At 64.7% G+C, this 25,866-nt stretch carries 26 protein-coding genes; 16 read left to right on the forward strand and 10 right to left on the reverse strand.

Annotation, left to right across the window (positions count from 1 at the left end; all coding sequences use genetic code 11):
- The first annotated feature begins 1 nt into the window (after nucleotide 1).
- From HAH_RS09710 to HAH_RS09725, 4 genes are read left to right on the forward strand one after another with little or no spacing between them, the layout of a single operon-like run.
- Nucleotides 2–589, forward strand: coding sequence for a DUF7288 family protein (locus HAH_RS09710; RefSeq protein ID WP_014040763.1), 588 nt, complete (start codon nucleotides 2–4; stop codon nucleotides 587–589).
- A complete protein-coding gene (locus HAH_RS09715; protein WP_014040764.1) occupies nucleotides 577–1,557 on the forward strand; it encodes a DUF7261 family protein in 981 nt (326 codons plus the stop codon). The genes HAH_RS09710 and HAH_RS09715 overlap by 13 nt, the downstream gene beginning before the upstream one ends.
- Entirely contained in the window at nucleotides 1,547–1,990 is a 444-nt protein-coding gene (locus tag HAH_RS09720) for a DUF7266 family protein (RefSeq protein WP_008313095.1), read from the forward strand. Before HAH_RS09715 ends, HAH_RS09720 begins: the two co-directional genes overlap by 11 nt.
- Nucleotides 1,983–2,726 carry a DUF7289 family protein gene (locus tag HAH_RS09725; protein WP_014040765.1) on the forward strand — a complete coding sequence of 248 codons (744 nt, stop codon included), beginning with the start codon at nucleotides 1,983–1,985 and terminating at the stop codon, nucleotides 2,724–2,726. Before HAH_RS09720 ends, HAH_RS09725 begins: the two co-directional genes overlap by 8 nt.
- A gap of 8 nt (nucleotides 2,727–2,734) precedes the next feature.
- On the opposite strand, the gene HAH_RS09730 is transcribed toward HAH_RS09725, so the two are convergent.
- The gene (locus tag HAH_RS09730; protein ID WP_014040766.1) at nucleotides 2,735–4,471 is read right to left on the reverse strand and encodes a polymer-forming cytoskeletal protein; all 1,737 of its coding nucleotides are present in this window, start codon (nucleotides 4,469–4,471) and stop codon (nucleotides 2,735–2,737) included.
- Nucleotides 4,472–4,619: 148 nt separating this feature from the next.
- Nucleotides 4,620–6,311, reverse strand: coding sequence for a DUF7289 family protein (locus tag HAH_RS09735; RefSeq protein WP_014040767.1), 1,692 nt, complete (start codon nucleotides 6,309–6,311; stop codon nucleotides 4,620–4,622).
- Between the two features lie 369 nt (nucleotides 6,312–6,680).
- On the opposite strand from HAH_RS09735, the gene HAH_RS09740 reads away from it, so the two are divergent.
- The 4 genes from HAH_RS09740 to HAH_RS09755 are packed head-to-tail and all read left to right on the forward strand — an operon-like array spanning nucleotide 6,681 to nucleotide 9,134.
- Complete coding sequence (locus HAH_RS09740) at nucleotides 6,681–7,151, forward strand: 30S ribosomal protein S15 (protein ID WP_008313088.1); 471 nt, start codon at nucleotides 6,681–6,683, stop codon at nucleotides 7,149–7,151.
- Nucleotides 7,152–8,273: a hypothetical protein gene (locus HAH_RS09745; RefSeq protein ID WP_014040768.1), complete on the forward strand. Its 1,122-nt coding sequence runs from the start codon at nucleotides 7,152–7,154 to the stop codon at nucleotides 8,271–8,273.
- Nucleotides 8,270–8,500, forward strand: coding sequence for a KEOPS complex subunit Pcc1 (locus tag HAH_RS09750; RefSeq protein WP_004518217.1), 231 nt, complete (start codon nucleotides 8,270–8,272; stop codon nucleotides 8,498–8,500). Before HAH_RS09745 ends, HAH_RS09750 begins: the two co-directional genes overlap by 4 nt.
- Complete coding sequence (locus tag HAH_RS09755; protein WP_014040770.1) at nucleotides 8,493–9,134, forward strand: 30S ribosomal protein S3ae; 642 nt, start codon at nucleotides 8,493–8,495, stop codon at nucleotides 9,132–9,134. The genes HAH_RS09750 and HAH_RS09755 overlap by 8 nt, the downstream gene beginning before the upstream one ends.
- 194 nt (nucleotides 9,135–9,328) lie before the next feature.
- Here HAH_RS09755 and HAH_RS20465 read toward each other — a convergent pair whose 3' ends face one another.
- The 3 genes from HAH_RS20465 to HAH_RS09770 all read right to left on the reverse strand — a co-directional run bounded on the left by HAH_RS20465 (nucleotide 9,329) and on the right by HAH_RS09770 (nucleotide 12,993).
- The gene (locus tag HAH_RS20465) at nucleotides 9,329–9,616 is read right to left on the reverse strand and encodes a plastocyanin/azurin family copper-binding protein (protein ID WP_369804294.1); all 288 of its coding nucleotides are present in this window, start codon (nucleotides 9,614–9,616) and stop codon (nucleotides 9,329–9,331) included.
- A gap of 232 nt (nucleotides 9,617–9,848) precedes the next feature.
- Complete coding sequence (locus HAH_RS09765) at nucleotides 9,849–10,994, reverse strand: 5-(carboxyamino)imidazole ribonucleotide synthase (protein ID WP_014040772.1); 1,146 nt, start codon at nucleotides 10,992–10,994, stop codon at nucleotides 9,849–9,851.
- A gap of 25 nt (nucleotides 10,995–11,019) precedes the next feature.
- Nucleotides 11,020–12,993: a flippase activity-associated protein Agl23 gene (locus tag HAH_RS09770; RefSeq protein WP_044951923.1), complete on the reverse strand. Its 1,974-nt coding sequence runs from the start codon at nucleotides 12,991–12,993 to the stop codon at nucleotides 11,020–11,022.
- Between the two features lie 151 nt (nucleotides 12,994–13,144).
- Here HAH_RS09770 and ribH point away from each other — a divergent pair, with 151 nt between their 5' ends.
- Together ribH and HAH_RS09780 are read left to right on the forward strand one after the other, a co-directional pair.
- Nucleotides 13,145–13,558, forward strand: a complete 414-nt coding sequence (ribH, locus tag HAH_RS09775) for a 6,7-dimethyl-8-ribityllumazine synthase (protein ID WP_014040774.1) — start codon at nucleotides 13,145–13,147, stop codon at nucleotides 13,556–13,558.
- On the forward strand, nucleotides 13,555–14,715 hold the full coding sequence (locus HAH_RS09780) for a pyridoxal phosphate-dependent aminotransferase (protein ID WP_044951925.1): 1,161 nt from the start codon (nucleotides 13,555–13,557) through the stop codon (nucleotides 14,713–14,715). Before ribH ends, HAH_RS09780 begins: the two co-directional genes overlap by 4 nt.
- Before the next feature lie 320 nt (nucleotides 14,716–15,035).
- On the opposite strand, the gene HAH_RS09785 is transcribed toward HAH_RS09780, so the two are convergent.
- The 3 genes from HAH_RS09785 to HAH_RS09795 form a co-directional block, all read right to left on the reverse strand.
- Entirely contained in the window at nucleotides 15,036–15,746 is a 711-nt protein-coding gene (locus tag HAH_RS09785) for a hypothetical protein (protein WP_023843334.1), read from the reverse strand.
- A gap of 94 nt (nucleotides 15,747–15,840) precedes the next feature.
- Nucleotides 15,841–16,269: an adenylyltransferase/cytidyltransferase family protein gene (locus tag HAH_RS09790; protein WP_014040777.1), complete on the reverse strand. Its 429-nt coding sequence runs from the start codon at nucleotides 16,267–16,269 to the stop codon at nucleotides 15,841–15,843.
- Nucleotides 16,266–16,763, reverse strand: coding sequence for a Mov34/MPN/PAD-1 family protein (locus tag HAH_RS09795; RefSeq protein ID WP_014040778.1), 498 nt, complete (start codon nucleotides 16,761–16,763; stop codon nucleotides 16,266–16,268). Before HAH_RS09795 ends, HAH_RS09790 begins: the two co-directional genes overlap by 4 nt.
- A gap of 94 nt (nucleotides 16,764–16,857) precedes the next feature.
- On the opposite strand from HAH_RS09795, the gene HAH_RS09800 reads away from it, so the two are divergent.
- A complete protein-coding gene (locus HAH_RS09800; RefSeq protein ID WP_014040779.1) occupies nucleotides 16,858–18,771 on the forward strand; it encodes a DHH family phosphoesterase in 1,914 nt (637 codons plus the stop codon).
- A gap of 27 nt (nucleotides 18,772–18,798) precedes the next feature.
- On the opposite strand, the gene HAH_RS09805 is transcribed toward HAH_RS09800, so the two are convergent.
- Both HAH_RS09805 and HAH_RS09810 read right to left on the reverse strand, forming a co-directional pair.
- On the reverse strand, nucleotides 18,799–20,424 hold the full coding sequence (locus HAH_RS09805) for a phospholipase D-like domain-containing protein (protein ID WP_014040780.1): 1,626 nt from the start codon (nucleotides 20,422–20,424) through the stop codon (nucleotides 18,799–18,801).
- Between the two features lie 42 nt (nucleotides 20,425–20,466).
- Nucleotides 20,467–21,741 carry a HEAT repeat domain-containing protein gene (locus tag HAH_RS09810; RefSeq protein ID WP_014040781.1) on the reverse strand — a complete coding sequence of 425 codons (1,275 nt, stop codon included), beginning with the start codon at nucleotides 21,739–21,741 and terminating at the stop codon, nucleotides 20,467–20,469.
- A 125-nt stretch (nucleotides 21,742–21,866) separates the two neighbouring features.
- Here HAH_RS09810 and HAH_RS09815 point away from each other — a divergent pair, with 125 nt between their 5' ends.
- The 5 genes from HAH_RS09815 to HAH_RS09835 all read left to right on the forward strand — a co-directional run bounded on the left by HAH_RS09815 (nucleotide 21,867) and on the right by HAH_RS09835 (nucleotide 25,866).
- On the forward strand, nucleotides 21,867–23,489 hold the full coding sequence (locus tag HAH_RS09815; RefSeq protein ID WP_014040782.1) for a uracil-xanthine permease family protein: 1,623 nt from the start codon (nucleotides 21,867–21,869) through the stop codon (nucleotides 23,487–23,489).
- A gap of 2 nt (nucleotides 23,490–23,491) precedes the next feature.
- Entirely contained in the window at nucleotides 23,492–23,914 is a 423-nt protein-coding gene (locus HAH_RS09820) for a hypothetical protein (RefSeq protein WP_014040783.1), read from the forward strand.
- Nucleotides 23,915–23,960: 46 nt separating this feature from the next.
- A complete protein-coding gene (locus HAH_RS09825; protein ID WP_014040784.1) occupies nucleotides 23,961–24,611 on the forward strand; it encodes an AIR carboxylase family protein in 651 nt (216 codons plus the stop codon).
- 156 nt (nucleotides 24,612–24,767) lie between these two features.
- Nucleotides 24,768–25,181, forward strand: coding sequence for an NADH-quinone oxidoreductase subunit A (locus tag HAH_RS09830; protein ID WP_004957100.1), 414 nt, complete (start codon nucleotides 24,768–24,770; stop codon nucleotides 25,179–25,181).
- Nucleotides 25,174–25,866 carry an NADH-quinone oxidoreductase subunit B gene (locus tag HAH_RS09835; protein ID WP_004957101.1) on the forward strand — a complete coding sequence of 231 codons (693 nt, stop codon included), beginning with the start codon at nucleotides 25,174–25,176 and terminating at the stop codon, nucleotides 25,864–25,866. The genes HAH_RS09830 and HAH_RS09835 overlap by 8 nt, the downstream gene beginning before the upstream one ends.

Below are 25,866 nucleotides of genomic sequence, written 5' to 3' on the forward strand. Positions count from 1 at the left end.
CATGCGCGCGCAGGCACACACGCTCGAAGCCATCGTCAGCGGCATGCTGTTACTCGCGAGCCTGGTGTTCGCGCTGCAGATGACGGCGGTGACGCCGCTGTCCGCGAGCACGTCGAGTCAGCACATCGAGAACCAGCAGCAGGCAATCGGCCACGGCGTCCTCGCCTCCGCGGCGGCAGAAGACGCACTGAAACCGGCTGTGCTCTACTGGGACAACAGCACGGCGCAGTTCCACAACACGGCCGGCGGTCGGGAGTACTACACGAACGGGCCGCCGGACAATCGATTCGGGGAGTTGTTAGAACGCGCGTTCGACCAGCGGGGAATCGCGTACAACGTCTATCTCAGGTTCCAGAACACGCAGGAGCGAACCGTCACGACACGATACATCTACAGCGGCGAACCGAGCGACAACGCGGTGCGTGCGAGCCACACAATCACGCTCATGGACGACGACCACCTGCGTGATGCGGACGGGACGCGCAACAGCACGCGGCTCGGTGACCCAGCGACCGATTATACGGTTTCGGACACTGGAAAGAACGTCTACAACACGGTCAGCGTAGAGGTGGTCGCGTGGCGCATCTGAACGACGACGACCGCGGACAGATAATCCTCATCGCCGCGTTGGCCCTGGCGGTGACGTTCATCGGGCTTGCGCTGGTCGTCAACTCCGCGATCTACACGCAGAACCTCGCGAGTCGGGGCGAGGTCGCCGGGAGCAACGACGCGCTGGAGATGCGGGCGATGGTGGAGACAAACGTCGGGGGCGGCATCACCGCGGCGAACAAGTACAACTACTCGACCCAAACAACACTCGAAACCGGTGTGCGTGAGAGCATCGGGACCGTCAGTACACAGACGGAACGCCAGCGGGTCACGAGCGGGACGCTGGTGAACGTCACACTCGCCGGCCCGCCGACCTACGGCACGCGGATCGCCCAGACCAACACGTCATTGTTCGAATCCGGCGAGGCGACACCGAGCGCCGATTGGATGGTCAGAGAGCGGGTCACGCGCCCGGGTGACGGAACGAACGCGACCAGACGGTTCGTCATCAACGCGACACAGCTCCCCAGTTCGGGAAGTGAGTTCGTCGTCGTAGCGAACGGCACCGGCGGCAACCCGAAATGGACGATGCGGGTCTGGGGTGACGTCGGACCCAGCGGGACGGTCAACGTGGAAGTCGACACACCGAGTGGCACACAGACGTGTGCTGTCCCTATCGAGGAGCCGTACGCCCACATCGACGTGACCGGCGGAACAGTCCAGGGCGAGCCGTGTCTCGCGCTCCAGGGCGGGAGCTTCGACGGGCGGTTCGCTCACGGTGTCGGCGACGAATACAACATCAGCTACGAGTCGGGCGACCAGATCAGGGGGAACTACTCGATGGTTGTCCGCGATAGCAAGCGGGCCTACACGCTCGATACAGCGCCCGCGTCGCCGTTCAGCACAACCGCAATCTACGATGTGACCGTCCGCTACCGCTACGACACGTCGAACCTCCGGTACGAGGCAAAGATACGGGTGGCCCCGGGTGAGCCAGATGCGTCGTAACCGTGCCGTCTCAACGACGCTGAGCTACACGCTGAGCCTGGCCATCGCCTCGATTCTGGTGTCCGGGCTCCTCATTGCCGGCGGCAACTTCGTCGAGAATCGGCAGGAGCAGGTCATCAGGGACGAACTCGAAGTCGTCGGACAGCAGGTCGCCGCCGACATCGCCCGTATCGACCGGCTGGTGGTCGCTGCCGACGACGACCCGACTGCGCGGCTGAATCACACGTTCCCGGCGCGGGTGAGTGGAACCGGCTACCGGGTTTCGATTGACGCCGGCGCCGATGAACTCGCGCTCGAATCGACGTCGCCGGACGTGTCGGTGACTGTGTTGCTCAAAACCCGGACAGACCTAGGGGACTCCAGTGCTGGCGGCGGTGTTATAACCGTGTTCTACGACGAATCGAACGATCAACTGGAGGTGCGAGATGGCTGACCGCGCCGTAAGTGAGGTGTTGAGCTTCGCCCTGGTGTTCAGTCTCATCGTCGCGTCGATCATACTCGTCTCAGTGAGCGGTCTGGGGGCGTTACAGAACGCACGGGACGCGGAGCAGATGGAGAACGCCGAACGGGCGTTCGACGTTCTCTCGGATAACATCGCGGACCTCCACAAACAGGGGGCACCGAGCCGCGCGACGGAGGTCAGTCTCGGCGAAGCCTCGCTCAGGACGGGCGAAAACACGACGATATCGGTGCAAGTCCACGACGGGACTGCCCCCAAAGACGTCGGGACCTGGGAGATACGACCGATCATCTACGCCGGCAATCAGGAGCGAGAACTCGTATACGAGGCAGGAGCAGTGTATCGAACGAACCGGGACAGTGGGGTGCAGAAACGGACGCCGCCGATACTCGTCTCAGACGACCGCGTGCTCATCACCGTGGTCGGGACTACCGCCAGTAGCCAGCAGAGCCTGGGCGGGTCGACGGTGCTCGTCCGGACAAACCACCGAAACAGCAACGTCTCGTTCGCTGACACCAGCGGCAACATCGAACACGTCAACGTCAGTGTCGACTCGGACCCACAGCGCGAGGCGCTCTGGCAGTCGTACTTCGAGCGGAAAGGGTTCGCCTGTGGGGCCGACGGCTGGTGTAACTTCACGTCGTCTTCCGGCGGCATCCAGCGGACGTACGTCGTCTACCACGACATTGCGGTCGACATCGACCAGTAGCCGGTCGACTACCCGCTGGTCACGTTGATCCGGTTCTTCGAGACGTGGAGGTACGTCAGCCGGATGATGTTCGTGTTCTTCGGGACGGCCCGCTCGTTTCTGAGCGCCCGGTCGTAGTGGACCAGTCCGCCGTTATCCACCGTGACTGACCCGGCGACGAGGCCGCCGTACAGCTCCGCCTTCTTGAGTGAGACGCTGCTGGCACCGACGCCGCCGGCGGGTGCGTAAATCACGCCCTCGAACTGCGGAGTATCGGTGTCCCCCTCGATGACGGCGTCGAAGTCCGACTGACCGTACACCCAGAACTGCTTGGAGTTATTGGCGTTGTCGATGTTGACGTCCCCGGTGCGATAGATGTGGAAGTGGTGACCGCTGGCGGACGTCGCCTCGCCTTTGACGTAGAGGCGGACTTTCCCGCCACCGTTGACTTTTATCTGCCCGTTGTTCTCGATGTAGACGTAGTCCCGGACGGCGATGGTCACGTCGTCACCACCAGTGTTAATCGTCAGCGTCTCGCCGCTCAGTGTCAGGTCTTCTAAGTAGTAGGTGCCTGCGCCCAGCGTCTGGTCGCCGCTGTCGAGCTGGTTCCCCGAAATACTGCTGGTCGCGCCGTTGTCATTGGTATCGCTTGCGTTGGCGACTCGCCGGTTCACCAGGCCGTCGATAGCGCCGGCTCCCTCGACGCCCGAGATCTGTCTGACATCGCCGTTGACAGTGCCCTTGATGTGCTTGGTAGTCGAGTACTCCACGTCACGGGTGACGACGCCGCTTCCCTTGACCTCGACTCTGTCACCGGATCGAACGGAGCCGTCCACCTCGCTGTTTCCTTTCACGTACACGTCACCGGCTGTGGTGATCGTTCCGAACGACCCCCGTGAGGTCGAGTAGTCGCCGACAGACGAGTTGTAGCTGTCCGTTCGAGCGGGGTCGGTACCGCTACCGGAGAGCGTAATCTGTCCGCCGGCGGACGTGGCCGCGACGGCGCTCGTCACTTCTCGCGGCCCCGTCGGCACGACCAGCGTCGTGGTCACGCTGTCGTTTTCGTGGTCGTAGTACGCGTCACCGTCGGTCCGCTCTTCGAAGTAGCGCCCCCATGACCGGTAGTACTCGCTCTGGACGGTGATGTTGACCGTCCCGGTATCCAGCGGATTGATGTTCCCAGCTGCCTGGTCGGGATACACCTGCGTCGTGCCGTCCTTCGAGATACTCGCCCGCGAGCCAAGCGAGCGGTCACCGCGGACGGTGATGAGTGGGAGCGTCAGCGTCGCGTCGCGGTAGTAGAACTCCGGCGGTGAAACCATGACACTGCCGCTGTCGGAGCGCCGCCACACCCCGCCGCCCTGATAGGCGACTTCCTGGTTCCCGTTTTCGTAGACAACCGCGCCGAGGCGCTCGTCCATCAGCGTGACGGTGGTCGGGGGCGAAGCAGAGTGGTTGGTGATATTGACGGTCATCCGACCGGCAGTGTCGTCGATTCGGTACGTGGATCTGTCCGTCCCGACGAGAGACACCCGCTGGCTGTCGGCGTTCCCAAGCGCCACCAGGGCCGCCTGGGAATCCAGTTGGGTCATCCCCGTCTCCGCCCGGGAGACGTCGAGCCTGGCCTCAGTATCGACCAGCGCCGTCGCTCCCAGGCTGACAACGACGCTGGAACCGACGATGACGAGACTGAGAACCAGTATCAGCCCGAGCGGGGCTGATTGTGCCCGTTGCTGACCCCGACCCTGACCCCAGGGGAATCGCATTATCCGACAGTAGTTATCACAGCTGATAAGGCTGCTGGCCGTCCCGTCAATAGTCGCTACCAGCGACTGTCTATGGCAGCCACAACAAAAACCGACCGACGCTAAGTGCTACCATTTCTGGTAGTGATGAAGTGAGGTGTGTCGGCGGTCAATTGGACGTGATGTTGACGTCGTTCGTCGAGATGTGGAGATAGGTGATCGCAACCACGCTCGTGTCTTTGGGAATTGTACGCTCTTGTTTGAGTGCCCGGTCAAAGTGGACTCTGCCACCCTTTTCCAGTTCGACTTGGCTGGTGACCGCACCGCCGTAGAGTTCGCTCTTCCATATCTCGAACCTGCTCGTTCCGGTCTTTCCCCCCGGCGCGTAGATGACGCCAGTGACTTTGGACTTGTCTGACCCTTTCTTCTCCATCCGGGCCTGGAGATTATCTTTGCCGTAGATCCACACTTGCGTCGACCGCTCACTGACCGCCCCGGTTGTCCTGATCTCACTCGCCCGTGTGAAGAAGTGATAGCCGTCAGCGCTCCCGCCCGACGCGGGCGACTCGCCTTTTACGTAAATCTTCACCTGATTCGGGCCGGACACCGTGATATCGTTTCCGGTGTTGAGGCTCACGTAGTTCTCGACGCCAATGATTACGTTTCCACCAGTCGTGTCGAACTCCACGTCGTCACTGAGGTCGATTCTGTCGACGTGATAGCGGCCCGCGGACAGGGTCGTCGTCCCCTCGGTCCCGTCGATGACGCCGTCGTCGGCTATCGTTCCCCCGTTATCGTTCGACGACGATAGGTCGTCGACCTGTGTGTCGACATGGGAGTTGATATTGGTGGTATCACCGAACGAACTGATCTGCTCGTCGGAACAAGAGCCGGAACACGCTCCGTGTTTGTCGTCGAATGCGTCCGCCCATTCTACCCGGTCACCGTTGAACGTCATCGAGTTACTACTGAATTCGACGCGACCGCCCGAGGTGATGTTTCCATTCAGTTCCGCACTCCCGGTGACGATGACATCACCTGCCGTCGTGAGATCGCCGCCGTCACCGGCCTCGGAGGCGTCGTACCCGTCCCCGTCTGCCGAGGTATAGCTGTCGGTAAATGCATCGTTCCCGCTCAGTTTGATCGACCCGGAATCACTCGTCGCGGCGACGGCGTTCCGGACTTTTCGCGGCCCTGCAGGGACCTTGAGAACGATCGAAACACGACTGCTGTCGGGGTGGTACGTCACATCACCGTCCGTTCGCTCCTCGAAGTACCCGCCCCACGCGCGGTAGTACTCGCTCTGGAGGGTAACGTTGACTTTCCCGTCTTCCAGCGGGTTCGTGAAGTTCGCGTTTCGCGTGGTGTTCGGAAAGTGCGACGTTGTTCGGTTGTGGGTGATCGACGCGCGGTCTCTGATTGTCCCGGACCCGCTCACTGTCACCAGGGGGAGCGTCAGCGTCGCGTCCCGGTAGTGGAACTCGGGCGGGGACACCATCACCGACGTTCCGTCACCGCTGGACCGCCAGACGCCGCCGCCCTGATACGCGAGTCGCGTCTCGTCACTGCCGTGATACGCCACCTCACCCATCGATTCGTTGAATACGGTCGTCCGACTCCCGGACGTTGTATTCTGATAGGAGACGTTCATCCACCCAGCGTCCTCGTCGATACGATAGGTGCTCGAACTGCTCGCAGGAAGTGAGACCTGCTGTACGTCCGTCTGTCCCAGTGCCACGAGCGCGGTTTTGGAATTGAGTTCCGTCAGCGACTTTTCCGTTCGTTCCGCGTCGAGTTGCGTCTGCGTGCTCGTAATTGCGTCAGCACCCAGTGCGACGACCGCCGTCGTCGATATAATCATCACCGCAAAAACCAGCGCTAGCCCGAGCGGAGCACTCTGCCCGCGACTGCCGAGTCTCCGCCCTGCGCTACCCATACTACGCATATCTAATCTAACAACTCACTTAAAGAAGCAGGGCGAGTTATCAATCGTAATACTGTGAAGCCGCTCGGCTGTGAAACGGGTTTCGCGGCTATCCTCGTTTCGAGACGCGACCGGGAAGCGGAACGGTTTAGTCGCGCCCTCTCAGACAGGGAGATGGGAACAGCACGACCGCAAATCTGACTCGCTGTGGACTTTCACAGCTCGGGATTGCGGCCGTGTTCGGCACTGTACAGTGCCAATACGCCTCGTAACGAGAGCGGTTCGTGCGGTTCCAACCAGATTACAATGGCACGAATGCATACACGCCGTCGCGGTTCGTCCGACTCGGACAAACCGGCGGCAGACGAACCCCCGGAGTGGAGCGACGTCGACGAGGACGCCATCGAAGAGCGCGTCGTCGAACTGGCCGAACAGGGCCACTCGCCCAGCGAGATCGGCCTGAAACTGCGCGACGAGGGCGTTCAGGGCACGCCGATCCCTGACGTCTCGCTCGCGACCGGCAAGAAAGTCACCGAGATCCTCGAGGAGAACGAAGCTGAGCCGGACCTGCCGGAAGACCTTCGGAACCTGCTCGAGCGGGCCGTCCGCCTTCGCGACCACATGGACGAGAACCCCGGTGACTACCAGAACAAGCGTGCGCTCCAGAACACGCAGTCGAAGATCCGACGCCTCATCGACTACTACCGCGGTGACGAGGTCGACGAGGACTTCACCTACAGCTACGACAACGCCGTCGAAGCGCTGGGTCTCGAATAGATGTCGGCGACCGGTCGGGAACCGACGCCAGCCACGTCGCCCGGTGACCTCGCCGGGTCGCTGCGGGAGGCCGCCTTTGTGCGCCTCGTCAGCGACGCGACCGGCGAGGCGCTGGCTGCGACTGGCCTGCTGGCGCGGGCGCTCGGTGACACGCCGTTTCAGGCGAGCGTCGTCCGCCCGTTCGAGGACCCCGACCGGACCACGGAGTCCGATATCACTGTCGCCATCGGTCGCACGCAGCCGACCGCCGACGTGACGCTGACCGACCGCGCCGCCGCGACCGCCTTCGAGACCGCCCGCGAACTCGGTACGGCCGACCCCGCGCTCGCCCTGGCCGGCACGATTGCCGCCGGGGACGTTGACGGGACAGTCGCCGAAGCCGCCGAGCAGGCAGGGCTCGACCGCCGACCCGGCGTCGCAGTGCCGGGCACGGACCTCGCGGACGGGCTGGCCCACTCGACGCTGTTTGTCGCGCCCTTCTCGGGCGACGCCGACGCAGCGCGGGCCACGCTCGCCGACCTGGGCCTCGACGCGGACCGGATTCAGTCTGCGGACTTTTCGGCCGACGACCACCGACGCCTCGCGTCGCTGGTCGCCCTGGCCGTCACTGCGGACGCGCCGCCTCGGGCCGCCAATGCGGTCCAGCGCGCGCTCCGACCAACGGTGGGCGGCCCCTTCGAGACGGTCGGCGGCTACGCCGACGTGCTCGACGCCGTCGCTCGCGAACAGCCGGGCACCGCTGTCGCGCTCGCGCTCGGCCACGAGGCCGTCCGCGAGGACGCCCTGGCCGCCTGGCGAAGTCACGCCACGCGCGCCCACGAAGCGGTGTCAGCGGCGACCACGGGCCGGTACGACGGTCTGTTCGTCGCCCGCGGCGACGCGATGCCGACCGGCACCGTCGCCAGCCTGTTCGCGGACTACCGCGCACCGGAGCCGGTGACGCTCGTCGTCACCGACACGGAGGCCGCGGCCCGCGCCACGGACGGCCGGGACGTCGCCGAAACGATGCACGCTGCCGCCGAGACGGTCGGCGGCGATGCCGTCGGGACCGGCGACCGGGCACGCGCTCGGTTCGACGTTTCAACGGCCGATTTCATCGAAGCGTTCCGGGAGGCAGTATGAGACGGGCCGAGATTCGTACGACACACGACTCGCCCGAACGCGTCGCACGCGCGGTGCGGCCCGACAACACCGACGAGATGACCACGCGCGTCGAGGGCGACGCGGTGGTCACCACCGTCGAGCGCGACTCGACCGGCGGCCTGCAGGCGACCGTCGACGACTACGTCGTCAACATCCGGGTTGCAGCACAGCTCGCAGACCAACACACACAATCCAATCATGAGTGAACGAAGCGTTTCAAAGCGCGCAGAACAGAAACGGTGGTACACCGTGCAGGCTCCCGAGCAGTTCGACCGGGAGGTTCTCGGTAAGACACCGGCAGACGAACCGGACAAGGTGCTCGGACGCACCATCGAAACAACGCTCGGCGAACTGACCAACGACGCCAGCGAGAACAACACGAAGCTGACCTTCAAGATCAACGAGGTTGCCTCGGACACGGCGTACACGGAGTTCATCCGCCACGAACTTACGCGGGACTACCTCCGCTCGCTCGTCCGACGGGGCTCCTCGAAGGTCGAGGCCTACATCACCGTGCTGACCACGGATGACTACCGCGTCCAGATTCAGCCGGTCGCCGTGACGACGAAGAAGGCCGACGCCTCCCAGGAGAAGGCCATCCGCCGGACGATGATCGACCTCGTCCGCGAGACGGCCAAGGACCGCACCTTCGAACAGCTGATCGACAGCGTCGTCGAAGGGCGCCTCTCCTCGGCCATCTACGGCGAGGCCAAGGACATCTACCCGCTCCGACGCGTCGAGATCAAGAAGACCACGCTCGAAGCGCGGCCGGAAGAAGTCGCCGCCGAAGAGGAGACGGCCGTCGACGTGGACGAGGAAGACGTCGACGTCGAAGCCTAACGCGTTCCAGCACCGACGTTCGATTTTTCGGCCGGAGTGAGAGAACGAGCCCTAGCGACGCGGCAGGCGTGAGTCTACTCTCCGACGTATGTTTCACACGACGGACACGAGTTAGCGACCGATACCGCAAAACAGCGCGTAGAAGACCCACTCAGCGCAGACAGGAAAAAGACTCGGCAAAAGCGACAGTGTCGCTACTCGCCGCTCGTCGCCGTTTCGGGGTTTTCGGTCACGACGACGGTCCCGACCATCCCGGCTCGCTCGTGTGGAATACAGAAGTAGGGATGTTCGCCGAGCACCTCGAAGGTGTGGGTGAAATCGTCACCCTCGTACATCGTCCCGCCGGAGGAACTCCCCCAGTTGTCGCGGGCCGCCTGTTCGGTGTCGAAGCCGCCGGAGGCGAAGTAGTCGGCGTCGTCGGGGATGTCGTCCTCGTAGGCCGTGACCGAGTGGCCCTGTTTGCTCGTGTTGAGCCACCGCACGGTCGTCCCCGGTTCGACGGCGATGCGAACCGGGCGAAACGCCTTCGCGGACATCCCCACGTCGTAGTCGGTGTCAGCGCTCCCACCGCCGAGGCAGCCGGCGAGCCCTGCGACCGCCGCCGGGCCGGCCGCACGGAGAAAATCCCGTCGCTCCATACCGAGACTCAGGACCGCATAGTCAAAGACCGCTCGGTTCCGGACCGTGGAGAATCCCGGTGTCAGTCCGTCGCGGTCACTCGAAAGTCAGTCCGTCGCGGAGGTCGCGCGCGTCGGCGAGCAGGCCGTCGCGGTCGTCAGCCGTCAGCGTTACGTGCCCCATCTTCCGGAGGTCGTACACCTCGCGCTTGCCGTACCAGTGCAGGTGCGCCCGTGGCGTCTCCAGTATCCCGTCTTCGCCCCGCAATGCTGCCGGCTGGCGCTCCGATACGTCCCCAAGGATGTTCGTCGAGACGGTGGGGAACCGCTGGTCGGTCGATCCCAGCGGCTGGCCGGTGACGGCCCGCAGGTGTTGCTCGAACTGCGAGGTGTGACACCCTTCGATAGTCCAGTGGCCGGAGTTGTGCGGTCGCGGCGCGATCTCGTTGAGCAGAATCTCGCCGTCGGTCGTCTCGAACAGTTCGATGCCGAACACGCCGCGGCCGTCCATCACGTCGAGCACGTCGTGAGCGACGTCTCGGGCGTGCTCGCGGACGGCTTTCGATGCTCGCGCTGGCGCGACGGACTCCCGAAGGATCTCCTCGCGGTGGATGGTCTCGGTCACCGGGAACGTATCGCGTTCGTCCGCACCGCGACAGCCCATGACCGCGAGTTCGCGCTCGAAGTCGACCATCTCCTCGACCATCGCGGGGCCGGCGATGTCGTCGACAGCGTCCTCGACGTCTTCCGGGCCTTCGACGCGGATGTTCCCGCGGCCGTCGTAGCCGCCGGTCCGGGCCTTGAGCATCGCGGGGTAGCCCAGTTCCTCGCAGGCCTCACGGAGGTCGGCGGCGGTGTCGACGGCGCGAAACTCGGGGACCGGAACGCCAGCGTTCGACAGCCGGCGCTTCTGGACGAGTTTGTCCTGAATCGTCCGGAGCGTCTCGGGAGCGGGGTGGATCGGCGTTCCCGTCTCCTCGGCGACCCGTTCCAAAACATCGGGGTCGGCCAGTTCGATCTCGAACGTGAGGTAGTCGGCGCGCTCGGCAAGTTCCCGCAAGGTCGCCTCGTCGTCGAAGTCGCCGACGATCTGGTCGCGGACGACCGGTGTTGCCGGACAGTCCGGCGTCGGGTCGGTCACGAGCAGTTCGAGGCCGAGCGGCGCGGCCGCCTCGCCTAGCATCCGGCCGAGTTGGCCACCGCCGACCACGCCGACGGTCGGCCCTGGTGACGTGAGCGTCATACCGCGCGCTTTCACAGCAGCAGTGTTAACCGTTCGGTTCTCGCCCGTAGGACTCGTGGACCCACACCGTCATGTCGTTCGAGCCGTACTTCGTTCGCATTCGGTGGGTTCGGGGTTCGTAGCCGGCGGCTTCGAGCCGTTCGGCGGGGACCGTGCTGTCGATCTGCTGGGTAATGACTATCGGTGGCTGGTCTTCTTGCGTCTGTTCGGCGAGCGTGTCTGGTCGGTTCTCACACGAGACGTTCACGTCCTCGGCCGCGTAGTACCACGGCAGCGGCAGTGAATTGTGCCATTGCAAGCAGGTCGGTCTGGTGTTCCACCACGAGTCGTTCCACTGACCGCGGTCTTCTTTGACGTACGCGTCGTCGCCGTCGTAGGCGTCGCCGCGCTCCCCGTGGTACATCACCACATCGGTGCCGTTTCCGTTGCTCGTCGCGATGCGGTCCATCTCCGCCAGATCGTCGCGGAGCGACTCCTGTGGCTGGGCGTACTGGACCAACGGATTCCCCTCCAGGTGCTCGTTGGTGTACACCCGCGTGGCAGTGGTGTTGACGACGAGGGCCGTAACGAGCAGGACGATGGCAGCGGCGATGGCAGCGCCGGTCACGTCGTCGGTCGACAGCGATTCGTTCCCCCACCGGATCACAGCAGCGAGTCCGACAGCGGCCGGAATCGACAGCGGGACCACGACGTGGACGGCGAGCCACGGCGCGCCGATGTCGGTCCCGATGGGGTAGCCCAGAATCGAGACGTAGCCGCCGTAGGCCGCGAACGGGACGAGGTGGCGCGGCTCGACGGTTCCGAGCCGGTCGAGCGCGTACCCGAACACCGAGAACAGAAGCAGCGGTGCCGCGGTGTAGCCCAGCGCTTTCAACAGTACCTCGTAGTGGCCGTCGACGCTCTCGTAGAACGTTTCGATAGAGTCGACCAGGCCTGTTTCAGTGGTCGTGGCTTTCTCCGAGGCCGGCGAGAACCACTCGCTGTACTGGTCGACGACGCGCTCCCAGGTCACCTGAACGAGCTCCGGGAACAGCGACGGGTTCGTCACGCCGGACCAGAAGTTCACGTCGCCACTGGCGGCCGGCGCTGGCGGGTATTCGATGCCCGCGACGCCGGCCCCGCGGGGCGCGTAGAAGAACAGCGAGACGAAGCCAAACACCAGCGCGGCGAGGATGATGTGACTCGCGTACGCCGCGAGGACGGAGCCGGCGCTGTCGTGGCGGTCGCGGAACGAGCGGACAGTGTTGACGACGAGCGCGATGTCGGCCCGAACGCGGCCCGCCATCCGCCCCCAGATTGCGCCGACGGTCGGGACGCCACGGAGGAAGCCGACCGCGTCGCGATAGCCGTTGGGGAGGACCAGTACCTTCGCCAGCAGGAGACCAGTCGCGCCCAGCCACGTCAGCACGTAGACAATGGCGTTCTCCTTCGAGGCGAACCCGAGCGCCATGAACGCCGCGACGCCGTAGAGATAGCGCGCCTTGCGGGTGTCGACGAACCGGACGAGCAGGCCGAAGGCGGCGAACATGAACGCCGCGACCAGCACGTCGCTGCGCATGAACCGCGAGAAGTACAGCAGGACCGGATTGAGCGCGAGAAACGCGGCCATGAACACAGTCTCGTCGGACCGGAGGTGTTCGCGAAAGAGCAGTGCTGTCAGCGGGAGCAGGCCACCGACAATCGCGACCGGGAGCCGCATCGTGAAGTCAGTCGGCGCGGCGACGGTGAACACCCAGGCGTCGACGTGCTGGATGAACGGGCCGTGGATGATGTATCGGTAGGCGAACGAGCCGGAATCGCGGAGATGCAGCGCCCAGTAGGCCACGCGACCCTCGTCGAAGTGGGCGACGCGGCTCCCGAGCGCCGCGACTCTGAGGACGAGTCCGAGAAGCGTCACGGCGACGACGAGCTTCACGGTGGCGCGGGGGTCGTCCGCGAACCAGGACCGGCTCCGGTCCCGGATATCGTGGAGGGCAGACAGCAGGGACGGCTCAGCCATATCTGGCTCAAGCACATGGGGCATTAGAATCCTTCTGGTTTCTATAACATGTTTTTAACCTAGCGGGCCACCTCAGATGCCGGCACAGCAGTCTGGAACTACGGAGGCATGGAACGGTAGTTCTTTAGTCGCCCCTGCCCGGGTGTCAGGTATGGTGCAGCTCGGGCTGGTTGTCGCCCAGTATGATAAACACGGGGCCGTTATCGAGGAGATGGAGCACGGGGCTTACGAGGCCGCTGCCGACAATGACGCCGAGATTGTCGCGTCGATTGATGTCCCGGGGTCCTACGATACGCCGCTGGCCGCCGACCGGCTGGCGCGCCGGTCGGACGTCGACGCCGTGGCCGTCCTCGGCGCGATCATCAGCGGCGACACCGACCACGACCAGGTCATCGGCAACGCCGCCGCACAGGGGCTGACCGACGTATCCCTCGACCGCGACACCCCCGTCACGCTGGGCATCATCGGCCCGGGCATGAGCCAGGACGAAGCCGAGGCCCGAACCGACAAGGGGGCCTCGGCCGTCCGGAGCGCGATCGAACTCGCCACTGAACTCGAACAATGACTATGGACTTCGCTTCCCGCGTCGAACGTGTAGAACCGAGCGCGACCCTCGCGATCAGCAACAAGGCCGCAGAACTGGAGGCCGAAGGGAAAGACGTCGTCGACCTGAGCGTCGGCGAACCCGACTTCGACACGCCGGAGAACATCAAAGACGCCGCCAAGGACGCACTCGACGCCGGCCACACCGGCTACACGTCCTCGAACGGCATCCCCGAACTGAAGGAGGCTATTGCCGACAAGCTCCACGACGACGGCCTCACTCAGTACGGCCCGGACAACCTCATCGTCACGCCCGGCGGCAAGCAGGCGCTGTACGAGATTTTCCAGACCGTCATCGACGATGGCGACGAAGTCGCCCTGCTCGACCCGGCCTGGGTGTCCTACGAGGCGATGGCGAAACTCGCCGGCGGGACGCTGACCCGCGTCGACACCGCCGCCCACGACTTCCAGCTTGAAGGCGCGCTGGACGACCTCGCCGACGCCGTCTCCGACGAGACGGAGCTGCTCGTGGTCAACTCCCCGGGCAACCCCCACGGCGCGGTGTACTCCCGCGAAGCGATGGAGGGCGTCCGCGACCTCGCCGTCGAGCACGACATCACGGTGATCTCGGACGAGATCTACAAGGAGATCACCTACGACGGCGTCGAAGCCATCTCGCTGGGCACGCTTGAGGGCATGGAGGACCGAACCATCACGCTCAACGGCTTCTCAAAGGCCTACTCGATGACCGGTTGGCGGCTGGGCTACTTCGCGGCCCCGGAAGAACTGGTCTCCCAGGCCGGGAAGGTCCACTCCCACTCCGTCTCGTGTGCCGTCAACTTCGTCCAGCACGCCGGCGTCGAGGCCATCACGAATACCGACGACGCCGTCGAAGAGATGCGCCAGGCCTTCGCCGAGCGCCGCGAGTTCCTCATGGGCCTGTTCGAGGACCACGGCGTCCACGTCCCCGAGCCACAGGGCGCGTTCTACATGATGCCCGAAATCGCCCCCGACGGGGATGACACGGAGTGGTGCGACCAGGCCATCTCGGAGGCACAGGTCGCCACCGTCCCCGGGACCGCGTTCGGGACGCCCGGCTACGCTCGCATCTCCTACGCAAACAGCAAGGAGCGCCTGCAGGAAGCCGTCGACCGCCTCGCCGAGGCCGACCTGATCTGACGCGCGAACCGTCGTTTTGCGAACGGTTTTGCCCCGACCACCGTTCGGGAGTCCTACCCGCCCGAGCCAGGCTGGGACTCCGTCGCTGATTCAGGCCCCGACAATCTGACCGTAGCCGTTCCGAACGACGGCGAGTACGCGCTGGCGATTGCGGCCGGCATCGACAGTACCGGTGAGCGCGTCGTCTCAGAGGCGGTTGTTACTGTCGTAAAACGAAGGCTGTGGTTAGACTGGAATCGGGGCCACTCACATCACGCCTCCAAGAACTGTGAGCACCACGTTCGTATCTCGGACTGGAACAGGGAGGGCTACGTCACCGATTACAGTGTCCCGATAGCCCGGTGGCGGCGAAAGAGGTAGTAACAGCCGAGTATGGGGTACACTACTGGTCCGAACAGAAAGAAAAAGACACTGAAACCGACGTAGCTCCCTGGGTTGGGCTGCCACGCGCCGGAGTGAAGTCGGACGTAAGTCGCGTCGCGGTATATCGCGACAGAGAACGGTACCGCAGTGAGGATACCGACACCAATCAAAACAAGTCCGATACCGATGCTTCCGCTTGAAGCAAGTACGCCCCCAAGAACGAGGCAGACGGGCGGCAGCACGGCCCCGATAGCGACAACCGTCCACCACCAGTCCCGGTCGACCCAGTCGACGACATACTGATGGCGTTTGTACAGGTGGTGAAGTTTCATCAGGTAGCCGAGGAAGAAGCCGGCGACCGCATACAGGACTGGATTCGGGTCCCAGTCCACGTCTGCTTCCTGCACTTTCTTTGTATCAAAGTAGAGGAAAACCGGCGTTACGAGCCACGATATCAGTGCCACGACAATGCCACCGAGGTACCAGACGCCGAACGTCCCGAAGATGCTGGCCATCCCGAGGGGCCCGGTACCCACACTCTCGCCCCCTATCCCGACAACGATCAGTCCGAGACCGAGGAATCCAAACAGGAGCGTCGGCAGGAGCAGCAGTATCTCTACAGCGCGGTACGACCGTGAATCGACGTCGTTGACTGTGACCATCCCCATTGTATCGTCCCAACTGGTGATTGCATTAGCGATACGTGAGTGTAAAATAATTTTGCTAATATGCTGATAAGAGTGGGCAGACTACGGAACCGAGTCAGCTACGCTCGTCGACAATCCGGTCGATGATCCGGCCTGTCGACAGGAGCCGGTCAGCCGCCTCGGCTTCCAGCGGGCTGGCCCGGCAGATATCACAGTCGAGGCCCCGGGCGGACAGCGCCGCTTCGAGTTGCTCGTCGTCGTGGTGCTGGTCGTAGCCCAGTGCGATGATGTCCGGTTCGATGCGCTCGATGGGAACGAAGATGTCCTCGGGATGCCCGAGGTGTGCTTCGTCGACCGGTTTGAGTGCGCCGACCATCTCCCGGCGTTGCTCGTCCGGAACGACCGGCGGCTGCTTGTGGGTGACGTTGACCGAGCGGGCGACGATGACGTGCAGTTCGTCGCCCATGTCGGCGGCGTCCTGTAGATAGTGGACGTGGCCCGGATGCAGAATGTCGAACGTTCCCTGTGCGACGACGCGGGTCACTGATCGAACTCCTCCTCACGTAGCTCCGCGTCGATGTCGGCCTGATCGAAATCGAAAAAGGACTCCTCCGGCGGCTCCACGTCGAGCACCGGAAGGTCGACGACCGAGCCGTCGCTGTCGAAGGCCTTCCAGTCGTCGCGACCGTACGGGTAGCCGACGATGATGTGAACGTCGCCGCGGCCGAACGTCGCGAGGTCGGCGTCACTGGGCTTGAGGACGCCGTTCGGGTGCGAGTGAATCGACCCCGCTGCTCGCATGTCGTTCGGAACCATGCTCGTCTTGACAGTCGCACTGACCGGGTTCGACTCCGTCCCCGGAATGACCAGAACATCGGTCAGAACGGTCCCGTCGTCGTCGAGCCCGAGCTTGCTGGCGTCATCGCCCCTGAGAAAGCCCATATACTCGTTGGGATGGGCCTCCTCAGAGGCTGCGAGCGCGAACTCGAGTGCGGACTCCGCGATCCCGAGTATCCCGCTCGTTCGGAACAACCCCATACCACGGGGTCGGGCCGGACGCTTTTTACGCGTTGTGTTCGTCCCTCCGCGGATTCCGAAGAGTACAAACGGGGGAGCACCGAAGGATTGACAAATGTCTTCGCCAACTGGCACCGGTGACGGTGCTACGGTCCCCGACGGCGGGACCATCGTCTACGATCTCGCGGACCAATGTACGTCCGACGATCTCGAAGAAGGCGCACTGTACCACGCAACTGTCAACGGCACCGTCGAATACGGCGTGTTCGTCGATCTCTCCGACGCTGTCTCCGGTCTCGTCCACGACTCTAATCTTCTGGGCCAGTACGACGTGGGCGAGGACCTCATCGTCGAACTCGGCGAGATCCGTCCCGACGGCGACCTGAGCTTCGAGGAAGTGCGAGTCGCCGATTACGAGGAACAGCACGTCGCCCACGGCAACGCGACCACTGTCTCCGCCCTCGTCGACGCCACCGGTGAGACGGTCATCATCGAGGGCCAGGTCGTCCAGATCAAACAGACCGGCGGCCCCACTGTGTTCCAGGTCCGGGACGAAACCGGTATCGTCCCCTGTGCCGCCTTCGAGGAGGCCGGCGTCCGGGCGCACCCCGACGTCCAAATCGACGACATCGTCCGCGTCTCCGGGCGCGCCGAGGAGCGCGACGACGGCTTGCAGGTCGAGGCTGAATCGCTGACCGTCCTCGACGGTGAGGAAGCCGACGACATCGAGAGCGACCTCGACGCCGCGCTGGCGGAGGCCGCCGAACCGGCCGACGTGGAGCCGCTGGTCGAGTGGCCCGCCTTCGAGAAGCTGTGGGACGACCTCCGCGAAGTCGCGACCGAACTCCGCAAGACGGTGCTTTCGGGCCGCCCGATTCGCATGCGACACCACGCCGACGGCGACGGGCTCTGTGCGAGCGTGCCGCTGCAGGTCGCGCTGGAATCGTTCATCGCCTCCCAGTACGAGGACGCCAGCGCGCCCCAGCACCTCCTCAAGCGCCTGCCGAGCAAGGCCCCCTACTACGAGATGGAGGACGTGACCCGGGACCTCAACTTCGCGCTGGAGGACCGTACCCGCCACGGCCAGAAGCTACCGATGCTGCTGATGCTCGACAACGGCTCCACCGAGGAGGACACACCGGCCTACCGTAACCTCCGGCACTACGACATCCCGGTGGTCGTCGTCGACCACCACCACCCGGACCCGGAAGCCGTCGAGCCGCTCATCGAACAGCACGTCAATCCATACCTCCACGACGAGGACTACCGCATCACGACGGGGATGCTGTGTGTCGAACTCGCCCGGATGATCGACCCCGACCTCACCGAGGACCTCCGACACGTCCCCGCTGTCGCGGGCCTGTCGGACCGCTCCGAGGCCGAGGCGATGCGCGACTACATCGACCTCGCCGGCGAGAAGGACTACGACGAGGCCGACCTGCGCGACATCGGCGAGGCGCTTGACTACGCGACCCACTGGCTGCGCTACAACTCCGGCGAACAGCTCATCACCGACGTGCTGAACGTCGACTGCGACGACCGAGACCGCCACGGGGAAGTCGTCGACTTCCTCGCCGACCGGGCCGAGCGCGACGTCGAGGACCAGCTCGACGCCGCGATGAGCCACGTCGAGCACGAGCGCCTCGACAACGGCGCGCACCTCTACACGATCGACGTGGAGAACCATGCCCACCGCTTTACCTACCCCGCGCCGGGCAAGACGACCGGCGAAATCCACGACCGGAAGGTCGCCGAGACGGGCGACCCCGTCATCACCATCGGCTACGGCCCGGACTTCGCCGTCCTGCGCTCGGACGGCGTCCGCCTCGACATCCCGCGGATGGTCACCGAACTGACCGAGGAGGTCGACGGCGGCGGCGTCTCCGGCGGCGGCCACCTCGTCGTCGGCTCCATCAAGTTCGTCAAGGGCCGGCGGGAGTCGGTCATCGACGCCCTCGTCGAGAAGATGGCCGAAGCCGAGATCGACGAGGAGCTCGGAAGCTCGACGGCGCTGCCGGAAGAAGTGTAACGCCGCTCGACACACGATACCCGTTTTTTACGCCTCGAACGAAACCCGACGAGCGGCGAGCCCGGCGACCACGATGAGTCCGAGCGAGGCCACGAGTGCCCCAATCGGCGTGTCGAACCCGCCGGCCCCCCAGTCAGCGTCGAAGACGGCACCGAAGTAGTCGGCCGCGTCGCGGCCGTGCAACACGAGTACGACCTCGCGATTCGACGTCGCTGCCGCCTCGTTCCAGTTGAGGCTGCCGACGACGACCTGCTTGTTGTCGATGACGGCGCCCTTCGCGTGGATCTTCTCGTAGCGACCGGCGGGGTCCGCCACTTTCGCCGTCAGCGATGCGTCGTTGCGGTCGGCCCACTCCCGAAACCGCTGTGCTGTCTGCGTGTTCTCCTCGCGAACGTACCACGCGTCACTCAGCAGGAGGCGGACTTCGACGCCGCGCGACGCGGCCCGGCGGAGCGCCCGCAGAAGTGGGCTCTCCCAATCTCCGACCGTGGGCTGGATGACGTCGATGGAGTCGTCCGCGTCGTCTATCGTCGCGACGAGTTTGCCCTGGGCATTGTCCGGGGTAACCAAGAGGTCCGTCCGCTGGACGGCCACCGACTCCGTCCGGAACTCGCTCGGGTACGAGCCCGTCGCCGGCTCGCCCTGCTCGAACTGTCGCCCCTGACGGTACTCCCCCCACCGCTCGCTGTCCTGCCAGCCGGCGTCAGATCGGAACGTCTGATTCAGCCCGTCGACGACCCGTCGTTGTGCCGTGATGACGCCCCAGCCCCGGCTGCTGTTTCCGCCGGTTCCCGCGGGTTTCCAGTTCTCCGTCAGCACGACGGCCCGCCCGTCGGCGACGGCGTACTTCGCGTGGTGGTAGCGGTATCTGGTGCGCGGGCCAGTCACTACCCGAACCGGGACGCCGGCGTCGGTCAGCCGGTCGAGGGTGCGGGCTTCCGCGGCGGTGCGGCTCCCGACCGGTTCACCTTCGAGAAGGACGCGGACCGTCGCGCCACGGCGCTGGGCGGCGATGAGGGCGTCGGCGACCCTGGCCGAGGAGAGCGTGTAGCCGGCCAGGTACACCCGTTCGGTAGCGTTGCGAATCGGTTGCATCGGCGCGGCGGGCGAGTCCGGAAGCGTGAACGCTTGTACCTCGCCGCCGGCGGCCCTGACGACCGGTCGGTCCGTCGCGCCCAGCGGTCGCCAGCGGATGACTGATCCGTTTACCTCGCCGAGTTCCCCCTCGACAGCCTCGGTGTACCGAACGGCATCGACAGTCTGATTGGCACGCTGAAGGCGAACCCGCTCGCCCCCGTTTGCCAGCGCGAGATGTCCGTCGAGGCCGACGACCGGCCGGTCGGTGAGCCCGCGTGTCCGGTTCGGTGCCGTCGAGAGGACGACGCGCCCGCGTGCGCTGGTATTCGGAATACCCGCAGTCCCGTCACCGTCGGTAATGGCGTACTGTCCGATGTCGGTCCCGTCGGGGATGTCAAGGACGACGAACTCCCCCGCGTCGCCGCCAGCGACAGGGTCCGGGTACACCGCGTGAATCGACGGCTCCGCAGGACGGCTGGCTGTTGTGCCGGCTTGAGACGCCTGTCCAACTGCGATATGGGGACCTATCGCGGCGAGGACGAGCACGCAACAGACGAGTGGGGCGAGCGACCGCATCGGGGCGTCTGGCCGCCCGTTCGTATAAAAAGATTCCCTGACTCAGGCGCTTGACGCCTTCTCGGCTTCGGCCTGGACGATGTACGCGCGGTCGTCCGTGTAGCGGGCGGCTTCCTCGAGCGCCGTTTCGGTCCCGATCTGTCGGAGCGCCCACGCGGCGGAGGCGCGCACGGAGTCGCTGTCGTCGGACTCGAGTATGTCGCCGAGCGGCTCGATAGCGCGGGTGTCACCCAGCAGGCCCAGAGTGCGGGCGGCGACCGAGCGGATTTCTTCGCTGTCGGCGTCGAGTCGGTTGGCGACCGGCTGGACCGACTCCGCGCTGCCGATAGCGCCCAGCGCGCGCAGCGTGACTTTCTGGAGCGCGGGGTCGCCGTCGCCGTCGATGTAGTCGTGCAGCGTCTCGGTCGCGCGCTCGTCGCCGATCTTCCCCAGTACCTCGATTGGCCCTTTGTCGCGCTTCTGGGCGCGCTGGTGCATCGCGTCGAAGGCCGGCTCGGCGTCGCTGCCGAGGTTGTACAGGAGGTCGACGATGTATCCGTCGAAGAACTCCGACCCGAGTTTGTCGTATGCGAACAGAACCTGTTCGAAGTCCCCCTCCTCGGCGTGGAGCTTCGCGGCGTTCCACTCCGGCGGGAAGTCCTTCCGGTTCTCGTTGGTCAGGATATCATAGAAGCCGCGGGCGTCGAGTTGCTCCTGTACCGTGAGGTCGTCCCAGACTTCGGCTTCGTCCAGCCCTGTTTCCAACGTTTCCGCCGCTTCGAGGAGCCCTTCGATAGTTTCCGTGTCCTCGTCAGGGTCGAGGTTTGCCGCTTCGATAGCGTCGACGACTGTGGTCAGCGCATCCCCGGCAGCGACGAAATCGCCGCCCGTGTCGGCGTCGTGGTCGACGAACTCGGCGCTTTCGTCGAGGAACGTCTCGACGGCCTCCTGGGCCTCGCCCTCGCCGTCGTCGGTCCACTCGCTGTCGGTGACGGTGTCTTCCGCGTCGGAAACGATAGTGACCACGTCCTCGGCGTAGGGGCCACGCTGTGCATCGAGGTCGTCCCGGAGGTCCGAGAGCTGTGACTCCAGTTCCTCGCGGGGGTCTTCAGCGTCGTCGTCGTCCTCGTCGGGTTCGGGCAGGTCGGCGGCTTCGAGGTCGCTCTCGATGTCGTCGAGGGACGACTCCACGTCGTCGAGGTCGGCCTCCGTCTCTGCGGCCTCTAACGCGTCGCTGGCCTCTGTAAGACGCGATTCCAGTTCTTCGGCGGTCACGTCGATCTCGTCTGCTGCCTCGGCGTCGTCCGACGCGTCGGCATCGTCGTCCCCGTTGCTCATGTCCAAGACTGTGTCGGAGCGGGCCAAGAGCGTTTTCCTTTCGAGGCGGGCGGCTGAACCACGTCGCCGCTGGGCCAACGAGCAAAGAATATGTATCGGGAGTTGCAGTGCCATGGGTAGCGAGCATGACTGACGCGACACCGCCGGATGACGGACAAAACCCGACGACACCGGAGGAACCGGAAACCGCCGGCTTCGTCGAGTACGGCATCGACGACAAGCCACCGCGAAAGCAGGCGATACTGCTCGGCGTCCAGCACTACCTGACCATGATCGGCGCGTCCGTGGCGATCCCGCTCGGACTCGCGGGCGCAATGGGGATGTTCGAGGCCGCGCCGGACCAGGTCGGCCGTCTCATCGGGACGTTCTTCGTCGTCTCCGGCATCGCGACGCTCGCCCAGACGACGCTCGGGAACAGATACCCGATCGTCCAAGGTGGGACGTTCTCCATGCTCGCGCCCGGGCTGGCCATCATCGGCGTGCTGGCCCAGCAGGGGGCGGACTGGCAGACAATGCTCGTCGAACTACAGGGAGCTGTCATCGTCGCCGGCATCGTCGAAGTGGTGATCGGCTACAGCGGCCTCATGGGGAAGCTGAAGCGGTACGTCGGGCCGGTCGTCATCGCGCCGGTCATCGCGCTCATCGGACTGTCGCTGTTCAACGTCCCACAGATAGCGAACCCGAACTTCGGCAACCCCGGGACCGGGCAAAACTGGTGGCTGCTCGGGCTCACAATGCTCTCGATTATCGCGTGTTCGCAGTATCTCGATCGACGCCACCGCGCGTTCAAGCTCTTTCCCGTACTTCTGGGTATTCTGTTTGCATGGACCGTCGCGGCTATCCTCTCGGTCACCGGCGTCTTCGCCGCAGGCTCGGTCAGCTATGTCTCGCTCGGTTCGGTCACGAACGCACCGCTGGTCCAGCCCATCTACCCGTTCCAGTGGGGGCTCCCGCAGTTCACGCCGGGGTTCATCGTCGGGATGTTCGCCGGGATGCTCGCTTCCGTCGTCGAGAGCTTCGGCGATTACCACTCCGTCGCCCGCATTGCCGGCCGCGGTGCGCCGAACAGCCGCCGAATCAACGACGGTATCGGGATGGAGGGGGTCGGCAACGTATTCGCCGGCATCATGGGCACCGGCAACGGCTGTACGTCGTACACTGAGAACGTCGGTGCGATCGCCATCACCGGCGTCGCCTCCCGCTACGTCGTGCAGATCGGCGCCGCGGTAATGATTCTGGTCGGCTACTTCGGTCCAGCGGGCCAGCTGTTCGCGACCATCCCGTCGCCGATCATCGGCGGCCTCTACATCGTCATGTTCGGACAGATCGCTGCCGTTGGCCTCTCACAGCTCAAATACGTCGACCTCGATGCCAACCGGAACGTGTTCATCGTCGGCTTCGCGCTCTTTGCCGGCCTGGCGGTGCCCGAGTATATGAGCCAGGTCGGGCAGGGAATGGACGTCGGCAGTGCGACAGCTCTCCAGCAGGGCTTGGCAGCCGTTCCGGTCCTCGGGAGTGTGCTCGGGACCGATGTGGTCGCGACGACGCTGTTCGTCATGGGTGGCACCGGGATGGTCGTCGGCGGTATCGTCGCCTTCGTCCTCGACAACACCGTGCCGGGGACCCGCGAGGAGCGCGGCCTCGCAGCCTGGGCCGCGCTCACGGAGGACGACAGCGAATACGTCTCGTCACTGGACCGCATCCGCGGCCGCGGCGGCGACCGCCCGGCTGCAGTGAGCGACGACTGACCGTGGACGACGACGGCGACGGCACGACCGCAGACGCCGCATCGCTTGTCGACACCGAGCGGTACGCCGGCACGCTCCGAACCGGCGGGACTGTCATTCTCGGTGCTGATCGCCTGGTGGTCGACCGTGGCGACAATCCGGTGGTCGTCGACCTCGACGACATCGTCGAGGTAAGTCTTCAGGACGTCGACTGGTTTCTCGCGGTGATGAGCGCCGCGCTGGTCGGGTTCGGTCTGCTGTCACTTGACCGGTCGGTCCTCCTCGGCGGGGCCTTCGCTGTCGCCGGTGCCGCCAGCCTCGCGCTCACCTACCGCAAGCGGTACGCGCTCAGGATACAGGTCACCGGTCGTACCGACCCACTCAGGTGCTTCCCTGCGGACCCACAGACGCTGCTTGCCGAACTGGAAGCGGCCCTAGCCGACTGACCGGAAATCGCCTACACTTACGCCCGTCCCCGTTCCAGTCGGTCGTATGCCCGCAGACAGCGTCCAGTCGCTCATCGACCAGTTACGCGAAGAAGCCGAGATGGACCGGCCGAACGATCTGACGCCCGATGTCGGCATCGTCATGGGGTCGGACTCGGACCTGCCGACGATGGCCGGCGGGCAGGGCAAGCGGCCCGGGGCCTACGCGGCGCTTGCCGACGAACTCGGCTTCGAGGAACAGACGGACTACACCGACGCGCCCGAGAGCCGCTTCACCTTCGAGACGTTCGTCTGCTCGGCCCATCGGACGCCGGACCTGATGTACGCGTACGCAGAGACGGCCGCTGACCGCGGCATCGACGTCATTATCGCCGGCGCTGGCGGCAAATCCGCGGACCTGCCGAACATGACCGCCAGCATCGCCTACCCGCTGCCGGTTATTGGCGTCCCAGTGCAGGAGAAATCCGTCGACTCGGTCATCGGGATGCCACAGGGCGCGCCGCTGACCGCGGTCGACGCTGGCAAGTCGTTCAACGCCGCGCTCTCCGCGGTACAGATTCTCGCACGGCAGCACGACGAACTCCGTGACCGTCTCGTCTCGTATCACGAAGGCCTCCAGACCAACGTCGGCGAGGCGTCGCGCGACCTCCACGAACTCGGGACACCCGGGTTCAAGCGCGAGTACTGGGACGAGTGATAACTGAGGGGCGTCACACCCTGGGAGGTGCGGCAGTTACAGGTCACTTGCCATCCGAGAGCGCGTCGGCTCTTAAAGACCCACAGGGCCGAAAAACCGAACAATGAACCCTTATATGCGAGTACTTCTAACCGGCAGACGATAGGAGATACCGGAATGAGTAATCCATGGATCGCCATCGGCGCGCTCGCGGTCGTGGCGCTAGCCATCCCACTGACGATGATGGCAGTTTCGAGCCTATTGCGGCCCAGCGTGCCGGAACAAGGCAAACGCACCACCTACGAGTCCGGTGAAGTGCCGACTGGCAGCAGTCGACAGATCAAGTTTAATATCCAGTACTACATGGTCGCGCTGCTGTTCGTCGTCTTCGACATCGAGACCGTCTTCATCTTCCCGTGGACGGTCATCTACAGCGACGCTGCCGCTGAGCTCGGGATGACCACGGCACTGCTACCGATGGTCGTATTCATTACGATTCTCGCCATCGGACTCGGTTGGGCCTGGCGTAACGGTGCAGTTCAGTGGGTGCGCAGTCCGCGCGCCACGAAGGGGGCAGACACATATGAGTAGTGACCAGACACCACCGGCCGTCGAAGACGTATCGACACAGGAGGCCCGCATGGGCGACGGGGCCGACGACCGCTTCAACTCGACGCTACGTGAGGCGTTCGGGTCGACGCCGTTCATCCTGACCAAGTTCGACAAGTTCATGAACTGGGTCCGGGGCTCCTCGATGTTCATGCTGCAGTTCGGGATCGCCTGCTGTAGCATCGAGATGATCCACACCTACGCGATCAAACACGACCTCGACCGCTTCGGGTCAGGGGTGCCACGCGCGTCCCCGCGCCAGGCGGACGTCATCATCGTCCCGGGGACCATCGTCTCGAAGTTCGCGCCGCGGATGAAGCGCGTCTACGACCAGATGCCCGAGCCGAAGTTCGTCGTTTCGATGGGGTCGTGTACCATCTCCGGCGGCCCGTTCCAGGAAGGGTACAACGTGATCAAGGGCGCGGAGGAGGTCATCCCGGTCGACATCCACGTCCCGGGCTGTCCGCCCCGCCCCGAGGCACTCATCTACGGCGTCGCCAAACTGCAGGAGCGCATTGCCGAGGGCGAGTCCTCACCGGTGACGGTCAAACCCTACGAACTGGAGCAGTTCGGCGACCTCGAACAGGACGAGCTCGTGGATAAACTCGCCAGCGAGATCGACGAGGAAGACCTCGTCATGCGGTACAACTGGAACGACTCTCCATAA

Origin of the sequence: Haloarcula hispanica ATCC 33960, assembly GCF_000223905.1 — an archaeon.
Taxonomy (GTDB): Archaea; Halobacteriota; Halobacteria; order Halobacteriales; family Haloarculaceae; genus Haloarcula; species Haloarcula hispanica.